The 24111-nt window shown below is 38.9% G+C and carries 11 protein-coding genes; all 11 read left to right on the forward strand.

The features are described 5' to 3' along the window. Nucleotides 1–14 precede the first annotated feature (14 nt). The 11 genes from HDE68_RS04825 to HDE68_RS04875 all read left to right on the forward strand — a co-directional run bounded on the left by HDE68_RS04825 (nucleotide 15) and on the right by HDE68_RS04875 (nucleotide 24105). Entirely contained in the window at nucleotides 15–1517 is a 1503-nt protein-coding gene (locus HDE68_RS04825) for a SusD/RagB family nutrient-binding outer membrane lipoprotein (protein ID WP_183879438.1), read from the forward strand. A gap of 27 nt (nucleotides 1518–1544) precedes the next feature. Continuing rightward, nucleotides 1545–2684, forward strand: a complete 1140-nt coding sequence (locus HDE68_RS04830; RefSeq protein WP_183879440.1) for a PepSY-associated TM helix domain-containing protein — start codon at nucleotides 1545–1547, stop codon at nucleotides 2682–2684. A 9-nt stretch (nucleotides 2685–2693) separates the two neighbouring features. Next, on the forward strand, nucleotides 2694–3404 hold the full coding sequence (locus HDE68_RS04835) for a LytR/AlgR family response regulator transcription factor (protein ID WP_183879442.1): 711 nt from the start codon (nucleotides 2694–2696) through the stop codon (nucleotides 3402–3404). A gap of 13 nt (nucleotides 3405–3417) precedes the next feature. Further along, a complete protein-coding gene (locus tag HDE68_RS04840) occupies nucleotides 3418–4461 on the forward strand; it encodes a sensor histidine kinase (protein WP_183879444.1) in 1044 nt (347 codons plus the stop codon). A 22-nt stretch (nucleotides 4462–4483) separates the two neighbouring features. Further along, nucleotides 4484–5374: a helix-turn-helix domain-containing protein gene (locus tag HDE68_RS04845; RefSeq protein WP_221300664.1), complete on the forward strand. Its 891-nt coding sequence runs from the start codon at nucleotides 4484–4486 to the stop codon at nucleotides 5372–5374. Nucleotides 5375–5455: 81 nt separating this feature from the next. Beyond that, a complete protein-coding gene (locus HDE68_RS04850) occupies nucleotides 5456–6214 on the forward strand; it encodes an SDR family NAD(P)-dependent oxidoreductase (RefSeq protein WP_183879448.1) in 759 nt (252 codons plus the stop codon). Nucleotides 6215–6652: 438 nt separating this feature from the next. Next, nucleotides 6653–7915, forward strand: coding sequence for a diaminobutyrate--2-oxoglutarate transaminase (locus HDE68_RS04855; RefSeq protein WP_183879450.1), 1263 nt, complete (start codon nucleotides 6653–6655; stop codon nucleotides 7913–7915). Next, complete coding sequence (locus tag HDE68_RS04860; RefSeq protein WP_183879452.1) at nucleotides 7912–10323, forward strand: outer membrane beta-barrel family protein; 2412 nt, start codon at nucleotides 7912–7914, stop codon at nucleotides 10321–10323. The genes HDE68_RS04855 and HDE68_RS04860 overlap by 4 nt, the downstream gene beginning before the upstream one ends. Nucleotides 10324–10364: 41 nt before the next feature. Further along, on the forward strand, nucleotides 10365–11276 hold the full coding sequence (locus HDE68_RS04865; protein ID WP_183879454.1) for a cupin-like domain-containing protein: 912 nt from the start codon (nucleotides 10365–10367) through the stop codon (nucleotides 11274–11276). 24 nt (nucleotides 11277–11300) lie between these two features. After that, entirely contained in the window at nucleotides 11301–17759 is a 6459-nt protein-coding gene (locus HDE68_RS04870) for a non-ribosomal peptide synthetase (protein ID WP_183879456.1), read from the forward strand. Nucleotides 17760–17808: 49 nt separating this feature from the next. Beyond that, on the forward strand, nucleotides 17809–24105 hold the full coding sequence (locus HDE68_RS04875; RefSeq protein WP_183879458.1) for a non-ribosomal peptide synthetase: 6297 nt from the start codon (nucleotides 17809–17811) through the stop codon (nucleotides 24103–24105). Nucleotides 24106–24111: the final 6 nt, after the last annotated feature.

The raw sequence follows: 24111 nt of genomic DNA on the forward strand, positions 1-24111 counted from the left end.
ATTAATCAGAACACATGAAGAAAGTTATATTATATTCCACACTGATCGTTTCCGCCTTTTGCAGTGCGTCCTGCAAAAAGGTACTGGATATCAATACCAATCCTAATGCATCTACTACCGTTACTAAAGACATGCTGCTTGCTGGTTCTTTATTAACCACTGCCAGACTGGAGACCAATACCATCAATGAACTGGGTGAATTCTGGGGCGGTTACTGGGGTAAAGCCTATGATATTTCGGGTACCACAACAGGTGCTTCGGGAACAACATTAGACCTGATTGGCAATTATAGTATCATTGATAATTTTGCCACAGATATCTGGGAGAAATCTTATACCAATATCTATAATTATACACTTTTACAGCAGCAGACGCAGGCGAATGCACCTTTTTATTCAGGAATTGCCAAAATAGTTAAAGGTTTGCATTTTTTGCAACTGGTAGATCACTATAATAATATTCCCTTTTCCAAAGCTTCTGATCCCGGCATTACCCAACCGTCTTATGACAAGGGAGATGTTGTTTATGCGGGAGCGCTGGATTTAATCAGTTCAGGTATACAGGATATCAAGAATGCGGGAACAACAGCTATACCGGCTACATCTGACATCTTTTTTAAAGGAAATGGTACATTATGGGTGAAATTTGCAAATACGGTTAAGTTAAGGGCCTTATTGCGTCAGAGCCAGTTATCGGATAAAGGAGCTTATATTTCTGCTGAGATTGCAAAAATCAACGCCGAAGGTTCTGGTTACCTGACAGCCGATGTACTGGCTAATCCAGGTTTTACCTCCCAGGCAGATAATCAGCAGAACCCGTTTTATACGGCTTATTTTAGAAACAGTCAGGGCATAGCCTCTGCAATGTTTAATGCAGTGAGACCGACCCGGTTTTTACTCAGCAAATATGACGGGGTTAATGACCCCCGAAAAGCTTTAATCTTTGCTGAAGCAACAAATGGTAGTGGATATAAAGGTGTTTTGCTTGGACAGAATACCACTGATGCGACACAAAATGCCAGTGCTACTTCAGCTTTGAGGGGCCCATCGGCCGGATTGATTAAAACGGCTACTTCAGGTGCATTAATCTTTTCATTGGCTGAGAGTTATTTTCTGCAGGCAGAAGCAGCACAGAGGGGCTGGATCGGTGGTGAACCGAAAACACTATATGAGAACGGGATCAAAGCCTCTTTCAGTTATACGGGGGTTCCTGCAACAGCATTTACAGCCTATAACCTGCAAACAGGAGTTGCCTTTGATGACCCGTCTGCGACAAATAAAATAGAAAGGATTATCAATCAGAAATGGCTTGCATTAAATGGTTTGGCCGGACTGGAAGCCTGGAGTGATTTCAGAAGACTGGGTTTGCCAAAAGGAATGCCATCTTCGGTTGCAGCCGCTGCAACAACGCCCAAAAGATTACGTTATCCAGCTTCTGAGGTTAGTACCAATGCGGCAGAAGTTCAAAAACAAGGTAATATTAACGGTTTAGTTAACACCGTATTCTGGCAGCAATAAGTCTGGTGAAAACAAACATTCTGATTCATGAAAAACATCTGGAGAAATATACATTTATGGTTGGGCCTGGCAGCAGGTCTGATCTTTTTTACGGAATGCCTGAGTGGTACTTTACTTGTTTTTGAAGATGAGATTACCGAAGCTTTGCATGCTTCACGTTACCAGGTAAATCAGGTTTCGCAGGCAATCCCTTTAGATAGTCTGGCAAATACTGTGCGTATGAAAATGCCAAAAGGCAAAATCAGTACCATTAAAGTTTACAGTAATCCTTATCGGACAGTAGAGATTAATGTAAAGGAAAAGAAAGGGAAAGAAAAAGGAGGTGGCAAACGTGGTGGAAAAGGTATAATCCTGTTCCTGAACCCATATACCGCAGAAATTACCGGGCAGCTTAACCCTGCGGCACCCACTTTTTTTAGTTTCATGCTGGATCTGCATCAGTCATTACTGACAGGTAAAGTTGGAAAAACTATTCTGGGGATTTCTACTTTTGTCGTTCTTATTATTCTGATCACAGGTATGGTTTTATGGTTTCCTAAAAAGCGGAAACAATTAAAAGCAAGGCTGAAAGTAAAAACAGATGGGAGCTGGAAGCGGATTAATCATGATCTGCATGTTGTGCTTGGTTTTTACTGTTCCTTTTTTATTCTGATCCTGCTGGTTACTAGTCTGTCATGGTCTTTTAAATGGGCAAATACAGCATTATATACCATTACGGGTTCTAAACCTGGTTTTCCTGAGAAAGTTAAATCCTTATCGCCCCAAGGAAGCGTAAAAACAATCAGCTACCAGCAAGCACTGGAAGCAGGGAGAAAACAATTTAGTAAAGCTCCGTATTGGAGCATTTCGATGCCAAAACAAGCTGACGAGCCGATTACTATAACTTCTGCAAGTACCGATGCGCTGCACCGTAATGGTTTTGATAACCTAAGTCTTGATCAGCGCACAGGAGCAATACTTCAGGTATCTTTACTGAAAGATATGCCAGGGGGATGGCAGCTCAGGAGATATATGAAACCCGTGCATACAGGTGCAATTGGTGGGATACCTACTAAATTAATGGCTTTTTTTGTAAGTTTAATCAGTGCTACTTTTCCTGTCACCGGTACTATATTGTGGCTGAACAGGATGAGGAAGAAAAAAAAGACAGTTCAGCTGGCGAAATAATAGAAAATAATGAGCGAAAATATTCAATGTGTGATTGTTGATGATGAGAAAAACGCACATTATGTGTTGAAAAATTATATTAACAGATCTCCTGGTTTAGTCCTGACTGCTCAATATTTTGATGCAGCTACTGCAATTGAGTTTTTGCAGCGGGTACAAATTGATCTTATTTTTCTGGATATTAATATGCCGGGAACAGATGGATTTGAACTCATCAAGGCATTACAGTCTCCGCCTAAAATCATTCTGACTACTGCTTATTCTGATTATGCTTTAAAAGCTTTTGATTTTGGGGTCCTTGATTATTTAGTTAAACCGATTCCTTTTCCCCGTTTTGAGCAGGCTCTGAAACGTTACCAGGAGCATAGCGGAATAGCTTTAGCCGAAGAGGGAGTATTGGGGTTTAATAATTTTATCACCTTGAAAACGGATGCAGGAATGGTTGATTTCCCTCTCAGGGAGATCTCTTATATTCAAAGCTGGGGAAATTATATCAAGCTTCATACCGTTAAACAAACCTATTTGTGTACAGCTACTACTGTGGAAGTTGAAAGAAAATTGCCCAAATCTGAGTTTATAAGAATTCATAAGTCCTATATTGTGGCAATCAATAAAATTGAAGATTTTACAGGTGATATTATCTCGATCAAAGAACCGCAAATAGACCTGCCTGCAGGAATTACTTACAGAAGGATTTTGGCTGAGGCACTTAAATTTTAATAAAGATACATCAATGGTTCGATTGCTGGAAAATAAGTGGATAAGAGAACTCCTGTTTTTTAGCCTGCTTTTCATTTTCATGGTTTTAAATGACCGCGAGGGCCTGATCAATCCCCATGAATTCAGGGATGGTTTTTTTGTGTTTTTTATGCTGTATTTGCATATTCAGTTTCAGCGGTTTTTAATCCTGCCATTTTTTGTAGCCGGGCGCTATTTCTTATACGGGGTAATGGCAATCTTTACTGTATTTTTATTTGGAACGGCTGCCTATTTTATAGATAGCTGGCTGTCTACAGTTGGCTGGTATGATGAAGCTATTATTAACCATCAGCAGCTCTACTTATATTATGTATTGTGCTGTTTAATTTGTCTTATTATTCTATTGTTTGTTTTCTTTATTATTGGCTATTACAGCCAGCAGCGAAAGGAAATTAATAACCAGATTTTAATGAAAGACATGGAGCTGAATTTACTGAGGTCTCAGCTAAACCCGCATTTTCTGTTCAACAGCCTGAATAATCTTTATGGGATCAGTCTGGAAAAACCAGCTGAAGTTCCTGAAAAGATTATGCACATGTCAAGGATTATGCGTTATCAGCTGGAGCTTTCTAAAAAGAAATATGTGAGCCTGCAGGAAGATCTTGACTTTATCACAGATTATGTGGCTATAGAGGCAGACCGGGTCAGTGAAAGATGTGAGGTAACCATGACTGCTATTGCTGCAACCCCAGTGTTGCAGCAGTATGAAATAGCGCCCATGATTTTAATCAGTTTTGTTGAAAATGCATTTAAACATTACCATATTCCACCTGGCGCGGGAAAAGGTTATATCCATATCAATTTTAGCATGGAGCAGTCCAGGTTGATGCTTCATATTTGTAATTCGGCAAATGAAGATAATGTAAATCCCAATTCTACTCAGGTTGGGATAGCAAATACAAAAAAAAGGCTGATGATTTTATACCCCAGGAAATATCAGATAACGATTGATCACCAGGTATTATCCTATGAACTAAATTTTAGTTTGGAATTGGGCAAATCAGATTTGCTATTGTAAAATGTTTAAGGTTCGCCAGCTCATGAAAGAAAGTAAGATCAGTGAATATCATCTGCATAAAGATTTCCCGGAAAAAAGGCAGTTTGAAGTATTCTCTTTAAAAGAGTATTTGGAAAAAAACAGACCGTATACACTAAAACCGCACATTCATAGTTTTTACCAGGTGCTTTGGTTTGAGAAAGGGCAGGGAACTCATTTTGTCGATTTTAAAGCGCATGAAGTTAAGCCTGGTACTTTATTTTTTATCGGTAAAAATCAGGTTCATTATTTTGATGATCATGCTGATTATGAGGGGGTAATGATCCATTTTAATGAACGGTTTTTAATACAACAAGAAAATGATGTCAGCTTCTTTTTGAAATATAGTTTATTCAATGATCCGCACCAGCAACCTTTTTGCAGCATCAGTGAACAGGCAGAAAAGGAGTTAAAGGTTTTGATGTCACAGCTCAATGCAGAGCTGCATAAAGCTGATGTATTTGGACAACTTGAATTACTCAGATCCTATCTGAACGCTTTTTTAATCAGTGCCCAGCGGGAGAAGGGGAATATAGATATCAACAAAGAAAATAAGTTGTATGCTGCTGATGAGAAACATATGCAATTACTCCGGTTTATTGATCTGGTGGAATCAAATTATCAAAAGGGCCTTCCTGTTTCGGCCTATGCCTCGCTGTTAAATATTTCCGGTAAAACATTAACCGGTCTGACCAATAAGATCATTTTTAAAACGCCCTCAATGCTTATTCAGGAACGGATTATGATGGAAGCACAGCGTCTTCTGGCACATTCCAATTTAAACGTGAACCAGATTGGCTACCAGCTGGGATTTGAAGATCCATCTTACTTTGTGAAATATTTTAAAAAACACGCTAAACTCTCCCCGGGTGATTTCAGGAAGTCAATTTCCTGAATTTACCATTTATTCTCTTTTTTGTCCATTTTATCAGTACAGTTCCCTGCGGACATTTGCATTGTAAAATAAAAAACAAAAATGATGAACGAACAAGCGTTAATAATTGGTGGTACAACAGGGATGGGAAAAGCTACCGCAGCATTACTTTTAAAACAAGGAATTGAGGTTGTAATTGTTGGCAGACCAGATAAAAATCTTCAAAGCGCTGAAAGGGAATTGGCTAAACTGGGTACAGTAAGGACTATAGGTGTAGACCTGTCGAAAATAGGAGAGGTTCTCAGCTTTGCTTCTGCTGTGAAAAGTGAAATACCACATCTGAAATATTTAGTAAATGCTGCGGGTTATTTTAGTCCAAAAGCATTTCTTGAGCATGCTGAACAAGACTATGATATTTATCATAATTTCAATAAAGCTTTTTTTTTTATCACCCAGGCAGCAGCAAAAGTGATGAAGGAAAACGGTGGAGGATCAATTGTAAATATAGGTTCTATGTGGGCTAAACAAGCGATCAAAGCTACGCCTTCTTCAGCTTATTCTATGGCTAAAGCAGGTCTTCACAGTTTAACGCAGCACTTGGCAATGGAGCTGGCCGCAGACCATATCAGGGTGAATGCAGTTTCACCTGCGGTAGTCGTGACGCCAATATATCGCTCTTTTATTGAAGAAGGCAAAATCGAAGAAACGCTGCAGGGCTTTAATGATTTTCATCCGATAGGCAGGGTTGGCAGGCCGGAGGATATTGCCAAAACAATCGCATTCCTGTTATCGGATGAGACGGCATGGGTTACCGGGGCCATCTGGGATATTGATGGAGGTGTTATGGCTGGACGTAATTAATAAAGCTTCAAACTCAATTTTTTAAAAGGGTGTTCATCGTATTTGGATACCCTTTTTTTATGAAATAAGGTTAGGTTTTTTCAGGTTGACAGATGACCTTATTTAACTGATGATATACAGCAGGTTATTATTTTCGTCCGGTAATTCGGTGATTTTAAATAAAATATTTCTATTTCATTGAAATGTTATACTTAATTGAATAACTTCATTCCATAAGAAATTCAAGATTTAATCCTTCTGGAAATTCTTCGTGTCATAAAATGTATTTTATTTACAAAACATAAATGTCACGAACAGTAGCGATAGCTATTTCAAAAATTACTAAACATCAATTCTTAAAATTTAACATCAGCTGTTCTCTTTATATCCAATGCCTGTTTCTCAGAAACTGGCCTCATGGTTATGGATAGGAATTCATTCATTTTTTAAAATTTTATTATGTTAGAGGAGTCAAACGTTAATTACTACGCCAGGAGATTTCCAAAGGTTTTCAATTATGCAAAAGGTGATATTGTCTTTGATCAGAATGGAGACGAGTACCTTGATTTTTTCAGCGGAGCAGGAACTTTAAATTATGGACATAATAATCCAAAGTTAAAGGAAGCCGCTATTTCTTTTTTAAATGAGGATAGAATTCTTCACTGTCTGGATATGGACAGCGTGATTAAAAAAGAATTCATAGAAAAATTTGATTTATTACTGGCCAAACGAAATCTGCCTTATAAGTTGCAGTTTCCTGGCCCAACTGGTACCAATGCTGTTGAAGCAGCTATTAAATTAGCCCGAAAAGTTACCAAACGCAGACACATTGTATCTTTTACAAATTCTTTTCACGGTATGACGGCTACGTCCTATGCATTATCTGCTTCAAAAGCAGAATCATTGCAGCATGCTATTTCACAGGATATATTGTTTTTTCCTTATTGTGATTTTGAAAACGGAATAGTAGATTCCATGGCGTTCCTCGAGAAGATGATCCTGACTCCAGGTACAGGATATCAACTGCCGGCAGCTGTAATTCTGGAAACCATACAAGCTGAAGGGGGAGTGAAAATTGCTTCTGTAGAGTGGCTGAAACAATTAAGAGCTTTCACCGAAAAGAATAACATCATACTGATTGTAGATGATATCCAGGTTGGATGCGGAAGGACCGGACATTTCTTTAGTTTTGAGAGAGCCGGTATTGTACCCGATATCGTCTTATTATCTAAATCTATTAGTGGTTTAGGTTTACCTCTGTCTTTATTGTTGCTGAAACCTGAGTTAGATATATGGAACCCAGGAGAATATAACGGAACATTCAGGGCCAATAACTTAGCGTTATGTACTGCAAAAAAAGCGCTGGACTATTGGATGGATGATAAGCTGGAGAATGAGGTTAAAGCTAAATCACAAATCATACATAATTATTTGCAGACAGTTGAAGAGATGCCAGATGTAGTTAATATACGTGGTATCGGGCTGATCTGGGGAATCGAATTTATAGACGGGGATACCGCTGATCGTATTTCAAAGGAACTATTTGAACAAAAATTGATTATCGAGACCTGCGGGAATGATGGCCAGGTATTGAAACTATTATCCCCGTTAACCATATCAGAAGAAAATCTGGTGAAGGGACTTCAACAGATAATTGATGTAATTAAAGCAGACTCATCTTATAATACAGTACTTAAAGATGAAGTAATCAGTTCATTATGATTTTTAAACTTTATAAAATGCCGGACTTTTTTAAGCTACTTCTCTTTCTCTTTTTCTTTCCTTTAGCACTTCATGCGCAATATAAAGTATCCGGAATTATTAAAGACCAGGAAGGAAAACCGATCAATGGAGTCAATATTTTTTTAACAAGCGATGCGAGCGATTTTCAAACTATAAGTACACTGACAGATGAGCTTGGTAAATTCTCTCTGATGGGAAATAAGGGCGTTTATGTTGTTAAAATAAGCCAGTTGAATTTTAAGCAGCAGCAAATCAGTATTAATTTAACTAGTGACACTGTTTTAGCGGCGATCACCCTTGAAAACGATTCGAAAAATCTGAAGGAAGTAGTCATTACCGGAAAAAAGGCAGTAATAGAATATAAGCTGGACCGGTATGTATTTAATGTAGATCAAAGTGTTACAGCGATGGGAAATGATGGGATGGAAACTTTGAGAAAAACACCTGGTGTACGGATTTCTGATGATGCCATAAGTCTGGCGGGCAAAGGGGCCGTAAAGGTGATGGTGAACGACAGACTGATTTCACTGTCGGGTAAAGATCTCACCAACTATCTGCAGTCACTGCGGTCTGAGGATATTTCAAATATTGAAGTCATTACCAGTCCATCTGCAAAATATGATGCGCAGGGCAATAGTGGTTTGATTAACATTAATTTGAAGAAAAACAAAAAGGAAGATTTTAGTGGAGACGTTTCCCTGGGATATACGCAGGCCTCTCACCCGGGAGCAAATGTTGGTGCCGGATTAAATTATAAAAAGGATAAATTTTCTGCAACTTCCACTTTGCGTGTTGGTGATGGCTCTGTAAATCAGGATAATCAGGAGAAAATATTTTATTCTGATTATTTGCGTTCTTCCAGTCAGAAAACCAGAAATTATAACAAGTATATCAGTGGGAGGATAAGTTTGGATTATCAGTTTTCTGACCGGGCAATAGCCGGAATCCAGTATGCAGGAAATAGCTCTGCTCCGGATAGTAAAGATGATATTCTGGTCAACTTTATAAATCCATCTACCAAGGCTGTTGCCGGTACGATCAATACCACCGGAAAAACGGATAGTAAAGTCAATTACAACAACTTAAGTGCATTTTACCAACTGAAATTAGATACTTCGGGAAAAAGACTGTCACTGGGTACAGATTATTTTGCCTATAAAAGTGATCGCAACAGGTTTTTTAACAGTTATGGTACCGCCGACCCTGGTGTGCAGTTGCCTATTGATATTGCACCTACAGATGCGAATAACTGGGGTAATCAAAATATGAAAATCTATACCGCAAATGTTGACCTGACCCTTCCTTATAAATGGGCCAGACTTGAATTTGGAGGTAAACTGAGTTTTATAAAGAATAAGAATGACATTGGCTTTCGTAATCTTACGGTAGATACAACTCAGAATGATGTGTTCAGCTATAATGAAAATATACAGGCCCTGTATGGGACTGTGCAGAAAAAACTGAGTGACCAATGGGATGCGAAAGTTGGTTTAAGATTTGAATCTACCCATACCAAAGGCATATCGGCATCTTTAAATCAAACTAATAATAATACTTACAATTCATTTTTTCCTTCTGCTTACATCAGTTATTCGCCTCAGGCAGATCATAAATTTACAGCTAATTATAACAGAAGGATTAACCGCCCGTCTTACGAAGCACTGAACCCATTCAGATGGTATGCAAGTGTGTTTTCCTATAGTGCAGGTAACCCGTTTTTAAGGCCAGAGATTATTAATAATGTGGAAGTTTCTCATGTTTATAAAGATAAACTGAGTACTAAACTTTATGCCTCAAAAACTTCCAATTGGTTTGAAAGGGTAACTTTTATATCTCCGGATAATTCTCTGCAAGCTTATATCTATGAAAATTATGCCACATTTTATAATGCAGGACTTACTGAATCTTACTCGTTTTCGGTAGGGGACAGATGGGAAAGTAACAATGAGGCTTCTGCCTATTATAATTATTCAGACATCCAGCTGGATGTACTGGTTGGTAAAACAAAAGGAATGAGTGGTTATGTGTCAACCAATAACTCTTTTACCTTAAATGCTGCCAGGACAATTTTCGCTGAGGTCAATTACATGTATCAGTTTCCTGCACCTATTACGCAATATCAGCTGAGTAATTTTCATCAGCTGGATATCGGTTTCAAATTTCAGTTCCTGAATAATAAGTTAAGACTAGGGGTAAATGGATCTGATGTTTTTAAAACCGGTGCGCCGACAATTGTCGGATATACCAATAATATCAGACAGGAATATAAAAATTATGCTGATCTGCGCAGAGTAGTATTCTCTATCAATTACAGATTTGGTAGTGATAAGGTTAAACCAAGACAAAAAGATGCTGGAAATAAGGCCGAAACTGGTCGTGCACTTTAATTGGACAGTCATTTAAATTAGAAAAATAATCACCTGAATTTATGGATATACAACGGATCTCTAGTCTTTCTAAAGCTAGTTTTGTAAACGATTTCCTGATAAAAAAACAACCTGTTATAATCACTGATGGAATGGCGCAGTGGAATCTCGGTGACTTTAGTCCTGAGGCTTTGATTGAGAAGTTCGGACAGTCGTATATTCAGGTTTATAATGATTTGTTTGATCTTCAGACTATTAAAACATTAGAAGATTATATCAATGATAATTTTGGCAAAACTGCCAGCGAAAATGTAAAACTTGAATATATGCGCTGGTATTCAAAGCTAAAGGATGTAGACTTCTTTTGGGCTGATGATGCTTTTGACAAATTGGTTGATAGCTGGAGTACACCTTATTTTTTGCCTACTGATGCGATGGTTATCCCTTTCCGTAAAACGGGTGAAGTGATCAACAGTAATGAATCCCAATTTCCGTACCGTGGTTTGTTTATCTCAGGCAGCGGTGCCAGAACCAGGCTGCATAAAGATCCTTTCAACAGCAATGCGGTATTGTGCCAGTTTTATGGAGAGAAAGAAATCAGATTACATAGCCCTGAGCAGGAAAAGGATCTTTTAGATGATCAGGGGAAAATTATTGATCTGTATCATCCGTCAATTTCTGAGCAGGAGCGTTTATCCAGGCCTGGTGCAACTTATGAAACCACACTTAAGGCTGGAGAAATTGTACTTTTTCCATCAGGCTGGTTTCATGATGTGGTTTCGGCATCGGACAGTATTTCGATTACCTGGAATTTTGTACATGCTTCTGATTTAAATAGCTTTTGTTCTTTTATCAAAGAATATCCTGATGATCCTGAGCTGGAAACCGTCCGTTACTTTTTAAAGGATCATTTAAATGGCAAAGATGATGTGCTTGAAATCTGTGACTTTTTAGAAGGTCAGTTTACGAAATAATACCTATCGATAAATACCATGCGTTTGAACACACTTACAGCAGTAATTAAGCACGTAGCCGAATTTTATCCTGATCAGGGAGTTACATTTATTGAAGGGGCTAAGCAGGAGAAGAAGATTTCTTATGAGAAGTTGCATCAGGCATCTTTAAAGGTGCTTCACCATTTGCAATCACTAGGGTTAAAACCAAAAGATGAACTTGTTTTCCAGATTGAAGATAATGAATCTCTGGTCACTGTTTTTTGGGCTTGTATTTCTGGGGGAATTATTGCCGTTCCAATTTCAATCGGGGTACACGAAGAACATAAAATAAAGCTGTTTAAGGTATGGCAAACGTTAAATTCTCCTTATCTGATCAGTTCAAAAAAGCATCTCGAAAAATTATTGACTTTTGAGGATGAAAGGTTTGTCAGTGTACTTGACGAAATGGAAGAACGCTTTATTGATAGCAGTGACATTTATAATCCGGTGCAAAAGGGAGAAGTTTTTCCTGCCGCTGAAAATGATATTGCTTATGTGCAGTTTTCATCCGGTTCTACGGGTGATCCTAAAGGAGTCATCTTAACGCACAAAAATATTATTTCTAATGTAAGATCAATAACTGCTGCATCAGGATATGCTGCGGGTGATTCGATGATCAGCTGGATGCCTTTAACACATGATATGGGAATGATTGGTTTTCATATCAATCCGCTCTATTGCGGTATTGACCAGTATTTAATACCTACACCAGTTTTTATCCGCGCACCCAGACTTTGGCTGGATAAAACTAGTGAACATCAGATTACTATACTTTGTTCGCCTAATTTTGGCTATAAATATCTGCTCAAAAACAGCAAAGACCTCACTGAAAATCATTGGGATCTTTCTAGTGTAAGATTGATTTACAATGGAGCTGAGCCGATTTCGATTCAGGTGATTGATGAGTTTCTGGGCTTTTTAGAAGCTTATGGCTTAGACGCAAGGACAATGAATCCTGTATATGGTTTAGCTGAGGCTACCCTTGCAGTTTCTATTCCCGAGCCCTCAGAAGAAATTAAGATTTATCAGTTAAACAGGAATAAGCTAACTGTAAAAGATAAAATTGAAACTGTTGAAGAAGGGAATAACTCCATTTCTTTTGTAAATGTGGGCAAACCCGTAAATGATTGTCTGATTCGTATTTATGATCAGGAAAATGCTGAGGTAGAAGACGAAATTGTTGGCCATATTCATATTAAAGGTGAAGGGGTTACTGCCGGATATTATAATAATCCGAAAGCTACTCAGAAAATACTCCATCCGGACGGCTGGCTGAATACTGGCGATATAGGCTTTATGAAGGATGGCAATTTGTGTGTTATAGGAAGGGCAAAGGATATTATTTTTATCAATGGCCAGAACTATTTTTCACATGATCTGGAACGGGCACTGGAAGAGCTGGAAGAAGTTGAACTGAATAAAGTAGTCGTGTCTGGTTTTACAAATCACCTGACTGGTGAAGAGGAGGTTGTAGTTTTTATCATATCAAAAGGTAAACTCGAAGAGTTCGCCAAACTGACTGATCGGGTTAAACACCTGGTTAGCGGGAAATTTGGCTTTGAAGTAACCAGGATTTTTCCGGTCAAACAGATCCCTAAAACAACAAGTGGCAAATTGCAGCGGTTTAAATTACTGGAACAATACCTGAATGGAGAATTTTCGGAAATTGAAACTCGTTTAAAAGAGATCCAGGCTGTGAGCATTGGGGAAGATCACACTTCAATTGATCCGGCTGATGAAGTAGAAAGCAAAATACTGAAACTCTGGCAGCGCCTGTTAAACAGGAAAGCGATAGGAATTGAGGAAAACTTTTTTGATTGTGGTGGTAATTCTTTAAAAGCCGCAGAATTTGCTTCGGCTTTGCTACGGGAGTTCCAGATTGACTTATCTATTGATAAATTATATGATCATCCAACCATTAAAGGGCTGGCAGAAATAATCAGAACAACAGCACTGAAGCAGGACCAGTATAAAATTGAAGTGGGCAGTACTGCTGAAATTTATCCTGGATCCGCAGCTCAGAGAAGAATTTACTATACCTGGCTGCTCGATCAGGATGCGACAGCTTATAATATACCGGTTGCTTTTAAAATCAATGCGGATGCAGATATAAAACTGCTGGAAAATTGTATTCAGCAACTTATTGCCCGCCATGAATCGCTCAGGTCTTATTTTTTAAAAGGCGAAGAGGTTTTGCTGAAAATTCATGACCATACAGACTTTACTTTAACCTGTGTACCCTGTGCTGAGCATGAGATTTTTGAAACGCTGAAGCGTTCGGTTAAACAATTTGATCTGCATACCGGCCCGCTGTTCCGCAGTCAGCTGTTTATTGTAAACAGTTCGGATGCAGTGCTGTTCTTTGATTTTCATCATGCTATTGCTGATGGCTTATCTGCAGGACGTTTTATAGAAGAACTTAGCAGCTTATATGCCGGATTGGCAATCGCACCATTAACTGCTGGATACCGTGATTTTGCCCTATGGGAAATTCAGGTAGCGAAAACCGGTTCAATGGATGAACAAACTAAATACTGGACTAAAGTACTTGAAGGTGAGCTGCCCCGTTTAGAATTGCCTGCAGATTTTCAAAGACCAGTGTTTTTTGATCCTGCTGGGGCAAAGCTATTCAGAAGTCTGCCCAAAAATCAGGTGAGCCAGCTCCGGGATTTTGCAAAGCGGAATAACTGTCCGCTTCAAGTTGTTTTTATCTCTTTATACCGGGTTTTCTTAAATAAATATACTGGTTCAGAAGATCTTATTATTGGTATCCCTGCTTCGGGCAGAAGATATGCAGAATTTCAAAATACCTTTGGAATGTTTGTAAACAGCTTGCCCATACGAACTCAGCTTACACAACAGGACTCTTTTTTAACTATTCTGGAAAAAGAGAAGAAAGCTTTTTATGGAGCAATTCAGCATCAGGATTATCCTTTTGAAAAATTAGCCAGACAGGCAAATGCCAATATGGATAGAAGCAGGAATGCTGTTTTTGATACTATGTTTATGTTCAATAGTATTCAGGAGCCTGGTACTGAGCAAGGAGAACTGATCCGTTCGGCATTTGATTTTGATCCCGGTTTCAGTAAATTCGATATTTCACTGGAAGTTTCAGATCAGGGAAAAGGAGAGTTAACTTACAGTATTGAATATGCTACCCAGCTTTTCCTTGAAGACACTATACTTAGTTTCGCTACTCATTTCGAGCATCTTATTGAGCTGATATTACAAGTACCCGATAAACCGGTTGCTGACATTTCTATCTTATTAAAAGAAGAATGGGATGAACTGGCAAATTATCAGGAAGCTGAATATGCTAAAACAGAAAATGTCTATCATTTATTTGAACAGGCAGCCCTTAAAAATCCTGACTTTATTGCAGTAGAAGAAGGCGGCCATGTTTATACTTATAACCACTTAAAAAACAGAATTTCGAACCTATCTGAGCGGATTGAAGCTACTTTATGCAGCAATGCAGAAGAAATCATTGCCGTCTTTTTGCCGCGCAGTGAAAAGCTGATTACCAGCTTTTTGAGCGTATTGAAAACTGGTGCTACGATTTTACCTGTGGATACGGATTTGCCTATCAGCAGGATTGAATATTTATTATTTAACAGTCAATGTAAAGCTGTAATTACAGATGCTGCCGGGGCTGATTATCTTAAAAAGTATTTTTCCATTACTATCATTTTAACAGATGAAATTGATTTTGATGCGGTAGTTACTACTACTGATACCAAACAGGTATCCGGAAAAAGACGTGCCTATGTGATTTATACTTCGGGTACTACCGGTGAGCCTAAAGGGGTGGAGATAGGACATCGTTCTCTGCTTAATTATGTAGACTGGGCTATCCGTGAATATGTACCGCAAGATAGAAAATGTGCATTTCCACTTTTTACTTCTATTTCATTTGATCTGACGCTGACTTCTATTTTTGTACCCTTACTGAGCGGGAATAAAATCGTGGTGTACGAAGACAACTTTGGAGCATCCGTTTTAACAGCTATTTTTAAAGGTAACAGTGTTGATGTCATTAAACTTACCCCGTCACATCTCAGACTGGCCTTAGCGAATGAGCTGATCGTCCCTGAAGGTTTTAGTACGGAGGTTACCCTGATTGTTGGCGGAGAATCACTTGACTTTGAATTGGCGAAGCAGGTGGATGAAAAGTTTAAGCATCGTGTCCGGATTTTTAACGAATACGGACCAACTGAGGCTACTATTGGCTGTATGATTTATCAGTTTGACCGCGGTGGGAATACGCCATCAGTGCCTATTGGTAAAGCCGCGCAAAATACACAGCTTTATATCTTGGATAAGTTCCTTCATCCGGTTCCGCAAGGGGTAACCGGAGAACTTTATATTGCCGGAGATTGTCTTTCCAGCGGCTATTTATGGAATGAAAGTTTAACCAGCCAGAAGTTTATTGACAATCCTTTTGTACAGGGAAAGAAGATGTACAAATCTGGTGATCTGGTGAAAAGACCGGCTAACGGTGAGCTTGAATTTATAGGGCGAAATGATAGTCAGGTAAAAATTAATGGTTACCGGATTGAACTGGCTGAAATTGAATTTCAATTGAAAGCACAGGAGCAGATTAAAGAAGCGGTGGTACTGGATAAAAGAAATGAACACGGGAAAAAAGTATTGTACGCTTATTTTACCCAGAAGGGTGACCTGGTCAATGAAGCTTTATTGAAAAGTTACTTAACAGAGAAACTTCCTTATTATATGATCCCGGAAAGGATTATAGAGGTGAGCGAATTTATACTCAACTTAAATGGTAAAGTTGACCTGTCTGTACTTCCTTTACCAGTAAAAACACAGGAGCCTCAAATACCAGCTATTCTTGTGAATGATTTGCAAAAACAATTGCTATCGGTATGGCAGGATGTTTTGAATATGGATCATATCTCTATCCATGACAATTTTTATGAACTTGGCGGAGATTCGATCAAAGCAATTCAGATAGCTGCACGTGCTTTGACTAAAGGTGTAGAGGTTCATGTAAAGGATATTCTTACTTACCATACGATTGATGAGATTAGCAGGCATGCAGTAAAGGTACTTGATGAGGCATCAGGATCACAGGAATTGGTTACTGGAGATAAAAAACTATCACCTGTTGAACACTGGCTCTTTAATCAGCAGCTGGTGAATCCGGATGTTTACCATCAGTGTGTGCTGCTAAAATTCAATGGAAAGATAAATAAGACCTGGACCGGAGAGTTTTTTGACTGGGCAATTCATCACCATGATGGCTTAAGACTCAATTATGATCCAGTTAAAGATTGTTTATTTTATAATGAAGCACATCTGGCAGCTGCAATTGATATCCGGGAAATCTCCATTGATCTTAAGGATCTGAATACGCTGTCACCATTAGAATCAGATCCATCTTTTAATATTAAAAATAGCCTGCTGATTCAAGTATCAATCCTCAAAGACAGCAGGCAAGACTACTATTTGTATATCGCTGCGCATCATCTTGTGATTGACGGCCTATCGTGGCGGATTTTACTGGAAGATTTTTACGCGTTTTATCTGGCGAAGGAAAATAATCAACCTGTTGTTTTTGCACCAAAAACGGCCTCTCTTAAAGACTGGATGAATAAACTTAATATTTATTCAGAGCAGCTGGATTTAGAAACTGAAACTGCTTTCTGGAAAGAGAATCTGAAACCGGCAGCTCAGGTAATGCCCTCAGATTTCCAGACCGCGGATTGGAAAACGGCTAATGCCCGCAGGATTTCCGGGACTTTGAATCAGGAAGATACCGTGTTTTTACTAAAGAATGCAAATATCAACTACAGATCAGATGCTTATATCTTATTGTTAACAGCCTTAAGTATGGCCATCAGGAACTGGACTGCTGCTGATACTTTTACAATTGAACTGGAAGGGCATGGTAGAAATTTACCAGGCATTAATGTTTCCAGAACCACTGGGTGGTTTACTTCTATCTTCCCGTTAAAGCTGTATTTAGCTGAGCAAACTATAGAGGACCGCATTGTATCGGTCAAGGAGCAAATCCGGAATATTCCAAACCATGGTTTAGGTTTTGGTGTGTTGAAATACTATACTGACTTATTAAAGGAAGAAGTTCCATCTCCTGCTGATATCAGATTTAATTATCTGGGGCAATTCTCTAATGAATTTAATAATGAGGTGTTTTCTTATGATTTTGGCTTGTCGGGTCTTGAATCTGCTCCGGAAAATAACCTCAGCGCAAAGATTGACTTTAATGTGGTCATCGTTAACAATGAACTGCAGCTGGAGATCATTTACAATGAAAAAGCACATCATCAATCGACTATAGTACAATTCCGGGATGATTTCTTTAAATCTCTGGACTCCATTTTTGAACACTTGAAATTAACTGGGAAAACACGGTTTACCCCTTCTGATTTTATGAGTTCAATGATCAATCAAGAGGATATTGACGTCCTTTTCGATTAGAATTCACCAAAATATTCTTTCTGTTTCCTGTAATCACTCTATCCTCTGTATGATGACGCTCAAAATAAAACAAGCTGAAGTTGAAAATATTCTTGATTTAAATTCTACCCAAAAGGGAATGCTTTATCACTACCTGAAAGGTGGGAAGGCAGGGCTTTACAATGTACAATTGTCTTTGCGTATTGAAGGAGAATTACAATTGGACAGGTTCAAAGAATCCATTCAGTATGTTCAGATTAAAAATGATACTTTACGTTCAGTTTACAGATGGGAAGGGATCAGTAAACCAATCCAGATCGTACTAAAAAAATGTCCTTTGGATGTGGTATATAAGGATTTTTCTGTTTTTAAAGAAGATGTTGATTTTCAGCTGGAAACATATCTGAAAAATGACCGGCAAAAAGAGTTTGATCTTTCGGTACTGCCTTTGAGATTTTCTATTCTCAGGGTTTCAGAGAAGCATTTTGTATTTGTGGTTACACATCATCATATTTTATATGATGGCTGGAGTACTGGTGTTTTATTGAAGGAGGTTTTCCTTTCTTATCGTAGCCTGGTTGAATCCGGAAAACTTCCGGTTTTAGTTAAAGCCCCTTATGCTGCTGAAAATAAAAATAATGATCTTGCTTGGTCTGAAGCTGAATCCCAGTATTGGAATTCCTATTTAGCAGAATATAATACAACACCTTTTCAGGCAATCAGACATACCGTTGCACCCGGCCTTATACAAAAAAAAGAATTCTCTTTTCCTTTAATGGAAGCTGCAGACCGCTTTTCTAAACAACATAATGTCACTAAAGCGGCTATCATACATACCATTTACGGACTGTTATTACAGCGGTTCCATTTCAATGATGATATTGTCTTTGGTACTGTGCTTTCCAAAAGATCAGCTGCAATCAAAGAAGTAGAAAATATGATCGGGAATTTTGTAAAGACTATTCCCTGCCGGGTCAAAACCAGTCAGGGGGATACTTTACTGGATCTGGTTAAGCGGGTAAATCAGGATTTAATCAGGAACCATACAACTGATTTTTCTTATCAGGAAATTAAGGAAGCAAGGAAACTTGGTCCGGATGAACATTTGTTTGATACGCTGCTGGCTATTGAAAACTATCCGCTGAACCTGCAGGCAATTAATGGATCTTCAGATATTGTAGTAAGTTTTAATTCTATTCATGAACATATTGATCATCCGCTTGCAATCACTGTCTTTTTTAAAGAGGAACTGGAAATTGAAATCTTATATAGCAATGCTATTGAAGCTCAGTTTATAGCAGATTTTGCCGCAAGTTTTGGAGCTTTAGCAAATGAGCTGATTAATTATCCTGATCAGCCGGCCCATAAAGCCAGCTTATTAAACCCGCATGAAAAGGAGGCTTTGCTTAAAAAATCTCAGGGAAATAAGACGTTCAGGCACAATGATTTTACGATTATTGATCATTTTAAAGTGCAGGCTGGTTTGAACGCTGATCGTATTGCACTGATTTATGGAAATGAACAGCTTACTTATCAGGAGCTGGACGAGAAATCTGGCAGAATAGCGAATTACCTGATTAGCCTGGGCGCAGGAAAAGAAATACTGATCCCGCTATTTGTAGAGAGATCTATTGAAATGATTGTCGGTTTACTGGCCATTATCAAATCGGGGGCTGCTTATGTTCCAATTGATGTAACATATCCGAAAGAACGGGTCCTGAATATCATTGAAGACACCGGAGCAACCATTGTACTGACCCAATCTCATCTGGTCTGTAAACTTGACCCCGTACAAGGATATCATTGTGTAAGTTTAGATTCCGGTTTACTTTTTGAAACCTTACCTGTAGTTGTTCCTCCTGCAGATATTGACGTAAATAACCTGCTTTATGCTATTTATACTTCAGGAACTACAGGAAAACCTAAAGGGACCCTGGTGACTCATTTAAATGTATTGAGAGTCGTTAAAGACACGGATTACATTCATATCCATGCGGATGATACTTTGCTTCAACTGTCAAATTTTGCCTTTGATGGTTCTATATTTGATATTTTTGGTGCGCTTTTAAATGGGGCATCACTCCGGTTGATTTCAGGCAGTGAATTATCTAATCTGGACCGGCTGGCAGAAATCTTTGTAGCGGACAAAATTTCTATTGCCTTTATGACTACTGCACTTTTTAATGTGCTTGCTGATCAGAAAATCGCCTGCCTGGCTAACGTGAAAAAATTATTGTTTGGCGGGGAATTAGTCTCCTTGAAACATGTACAAAAAGTGCTCAGCTTATTAGGACCTGACCGGCTTATCCATGTATATGGGCCAACAGAATCTACTGTTTTTGCTACTTACTATCCAATCAATTCAATAGATACTGAACTTGGAACTGTTCCTATTGGCTTCCCTATAGGAGATACTGATGCTTATATATTAGATAATCAACTCGGATTATTGCCTGCTGGTGCAATGGGAGAGTTATATATCGCAGGTGATGGTATTGTCAGAGGGTATTTGAATGCTCAGGAAGAAACTGCCATGCGTTTTATTCCCAATCCTTTTGGAAAGGGGAACCTGTATAAAACAGGTGACCTGGTACGGAGAATTCCGGATGGCAATATTGAGTTTATCGGCCGTATTGATAACCAGATAAAGATCCGCGGTTTCAGAATAGAACTGGGTGAAATAGAGCATCAGCTTTCTTTACATCCGGGTTTAAAAGATGTCATCGTGGACTGCCGGGAGCGTTCGGGAGATAAATTACTGGTGGCTTATTATGTGGCTGAAAATGAAATGAATAGTCAGGAACTCAAACAGTTCTTAGCAGATAAACTTCCTGAATATATGATTCCGTCCTGTTTTATGCCGGTACCTGTCTTTCCATTAACAGGAAATGGCAAGGTTGATAAAAAAATGCTGCCGGTACCTGATATTTTTTCGGGTGATATATATATCGCCCCTTCAAACCAGACGGAATCAGAACTGGCAGCCATATGGGCTGAAGTACTCAATTTACCTTTTAGCAGGATTAGCGTAGACAAAAGCTTTTTTGAACTGGGAGGTCATTCATTAAGAGCAATGGTACTGACCAATACAATTGCCAAAAAACTGGGCATCACAATAGCGCTTCGTGATATATTCAGTTATCCGAATATCAAAAAACTAAGTGAATATATCAGCAAAAAGGGTACACAATCTTATGAAGCACTTTCTAAAGCAACTGTAAAAGATTATTATCCGCTTTCATCTGTCCAGAAACGACTTTATTTTCTGTTCGAGTTTGACAGGTCATCCTTACTTTACAATATGCCCCGGTTGTTCCGGTTAAAAGGGCAGCCAGCTCTTTCTTTACTGGAAGCAGCCTTTAAAAAACTCATTTCCAGGCACGAAATTCTGCGTACTTCCTTTGTCCTTGTCAATGGAGAGCCTTATCAGCAGATTACTACAGATTTTGATTTCGGGATTACGGTATATTATGCTGCTGATGCAGCAGAAGAGGAAAAGATGATTCATTCTTTTATCCGCCCGTTTGACCTGGGAAAAGGACCCTTGTTGCGTGTTGGACTTCTTGATTTGGGGAACGAAGAGTCTTTGCTGCTGATTGATCTGCACCATATTGTGATGGATGGAGTTTCTCAGGGCATCTTTATCCGGGATTTTATGGCGCTATATAATGGTGAAGTGCTTGCTGAACAACGTTTGCAATACAGTGATTATGCGGTATGGCAGCAGAGTGAGGTACAACAGGAGCGTTTGAAAGATCAGCGGTCATTCTGGCTTAATACTTATCAGGAACTTCCGGAATCGCTGAATCTGCCTCTGGATCATGTACGTCCTGTTCATAGAAGTCATCAGGGCTGTATCATGAGTTTTGAAATAGGATTGAATGAAACACAATATTTAAAAGATCTGGCGCAGCAGCAGGGAGGAACCTTATTTATTGTACTGCTAGCTTTATACAATATTCTGCTTAGCCGTTTAGGGAACCAGGAAGATATTGTTGTTGGTGTACCTACCGCTGGCAGACCACATGCAGATGTGGATGAGATGCTTGGCATGTTTGTGAATACGCTGGCTATGCGGAATAATCCAGCTGGAGAATTGATGTTCAGCGAATTTTTAAGCCAGGTGAAAGCGAGTAGCTTTGCGTATTTTGAGCATCAGGACTATCAATATGAAGATCTGATTGATCAGCTTAAAGTAGAACGTAGTTTAGGGCGTAATCCTTTATTCGATGTGCTTTTTGCTTATGAGAATTTTGAAGAAATAACGCTTGATATTCCGGGTCTTAAGCTCGCTGACTATACTCAAAAAAACAGAGTAGCCAAGTTTGACCTTATCCTTACGGCTGTGGAAAAGGAAGGAAAACTGCAGTTGAATTTTGAATATGCTATTGATATATTCAATGCAGATACTATTAACAGGTTGTCAGGATATTTTGAAAGACTGGTTTCTTCCATAATTGCAGAACCGGATATTCTGTTACGTGACATTGAAATACTTTCAGCACAGGAACGTCAGCATTTACTGATTGATTTTAACGGACCGGAGGTTGTCTACCCTGCAAATAAAACTGTGATTGGTTTATTTGAAGAACAGGTCAGTAAATCACCAGATCGGATTGCGGTGGTACATGAGGATTTAAGCTTAACGTATCATGAACTGAATGTACGGGTTAATCAGCTTGCCCATTATTTACTGGCACAGGGGCTTCGCAAAGAAACACTTGTTCCGGTTTGTATAGACCGGTCTGCGGATACCATTATAGGAATGCTGGGCATATTAAAAGCGGGAGGTACTTACGTCCCGATTGATCCTGAATACCCGGCAGAGCGGATTGGCTATATTTTAAAAGAAGTCAATGCCGGAAAATTATTAACTAAGTCTTATTTAATTGACAAAGTCAAAAATGATCACCCCTGTGAGTTTATCTATATGGACGATCAGGAGTTACTGGCAGAATGGTCCGGTGAAAATCCGCAGCTGGCAGTGACGACAAATGACCTGATCAATGTTATTTTTACTTCAGGTACAACTGGTAAGCCTAAAGGTGTGATGGTAACGCATGGCGGAATGTATAACCTGATTAAAAACCAGATGGACTATCTGGGACTGAGTGACAGAGATCATGTGCTGCAATTCTCTTCACTTGCTTTTGATGCCTTTGGTTTTGAAATATTTCCTGCATTATGTGCTGGTGCGCAGCTCTTTATCCCTGCCCGGGTAAAAAATATGTCTATTGGATTTATGCAGGATTTTATCCTCCAAAATAGTATATCTGTAGCTACACTGCCACCTTCTTATCAATCTTTGCTAGAGGATAGTTTAATTTCATTGCGTACGATTGTGTCGGCAGGAGAAGCCTTAAATATAAAAGTTGCTCAAAAACTGATGGATGCAGGTGTCCGTATCGTAAACGGTTATGGCCCTACAGAAGCCTCTGTTTGTGTAACCATGTCTGCACATCCTGTGATCAATGAAAAACTAAGCACTATTGGAAAACCGCTGAACAATGTGAAAGTCTATATCCTGGATCAATACGGCCGGTTATGTCCGATAGGAGTAAAAGGAGAGTTATGTATTGGGGGCTGTCAGCTTGCCCGTGGATATTATAATGATACGGAGCTTACAGCAAAACGGTTCCTGAATGATCATTTTGAGGAATTATCTTCCGGGAAGATATATAAAACCGGCGATGTAGCGAGATGGCTGGAAACTGGTGATATCGAATTTCTTGGAAGGATAGACGATCAGGTGAAAATCAGGGGTTTCCGGATAGAACTGGATGAAATTAACCATCATCTTTCACAGTTTACGCAGGTTAAGGAGTCAGTTGTAATCAATAAAACTGCTATTGAAGGAAATTATCTGGTTGCTTATTTTGTTGCAGATGAACAGATTAATTCAAAAACACTACGTGATTATCTGCTGTCAAAAATACCTGAGTATATGATCCCCTCTTATTTTATGCAGCTGGATATTTTACCCTTAACCACGCATGGGAAAGTAAATAAAAATGCCTTACCTGAACCTCATATTGCTGATGACCAGAGTTATACATCTGCCGATACGGAAATGCAAAAGCAATTGCTGTCTATTTGGGCAGAAGTTCTGGGGATAGCTGAAGATCAGATCAGTATTGATAAAAGCTTTTTTGAGCTGGGTGGCAATTCTATTAAGATCATCAAGTTACACTCAAAAATCAATGAAAAATTTGACTGGCACATTTCAGTAAGTGAAATGTTTCTGTACCCTAGTATTATTGCTATGATTGATTTTGTAGAAAATGGAGCAGACCATACGGAAGCCTATGAGAATAAAGCAACTGAGGATGTTATCGCGATGCGCGGAATAATTAATAATTTTTCATAAATATTA

It is taken from the genome of Pedobacter cryoconitis (assembly GCF_014200605.1).
GTDB lineage: Bacteria > Bacteroidota > Bacteroidia > Sphingobacteriales > Sphingobacteriaceae > Pedobacter > Pedobacter cryoconitis_B.

Bases quoted from the DNA above. Each gene is read 5' to 3' on its own strand.
- HDE68_RS04860 (WP_183879452.1), top strand. From the start codon at position 7,912: ATGATTTTTAAACTTTATAAAATGCCGGACTTTTTTAAGCTACTTCTC.
- HDE68_RS04865 (WP_183879454.1), top strand. From the start codon at position 10,365: ATGGATATACAACGGATCTCTAGTCTTTCTAAAGCTAGTTTTGTAAAC.
- HDE68_RS04855 (WP_183879450.1), top strand. From the start codon at position 6,653: ATGTTAGAGGAGTCAAACGTTAATTACTACGCCAGGAGATTTCCAAAG.
- HDE68_RS04845 (WP_221300664.1), top strand. From the start codon at position 4,484: ATGAAAGAAAGTAAGATCAGTGAATATCATCTGCATAAAGATTTCCCG.
- HDE68_RS04830 (WP_183879440.1), top strand. From the start codon at position 1,545: ATGAAAAACATCTGGAGAAATATACATTTATGGTTGGGCCTGGCAGCA.
- HDE68_RS04835 (WP_183879442.1), top strand. From the start codon at position 2,694: ATGAGCGAAAATATTCAATGTGTGATTGTTGATGATGAGAAAAACGCA.
- HDE68_RS04850 (WP_183879448.1), top strand. From the start codon at position 5,456: ATGATGAACGAACAAGCGTTAATAATTGGTGGTACAACAGGGATGGGA.
- HDE68_RS04825 (WP_183879438.1), top strand. From the start codon at position 15: ATGAAGAAAGTTATATTATATTCCACACTGATCGTTTCCGCCTTTTGC.
- HDE68_RS04875 (WP_183879458.1), top strand. From the start codon at position 17,809: ATGATGACGCTCAAAATAAAACAAGCTGAAGTTGAAAATATTCTTGAT.
- HDE68_RS04840 (WP_183879444.1), top strand. From the start codon at position 3,418: ATGGTTCGATTGCTGGAAAATAAGTGGATAAGAGAACTCCTGTTTTTT.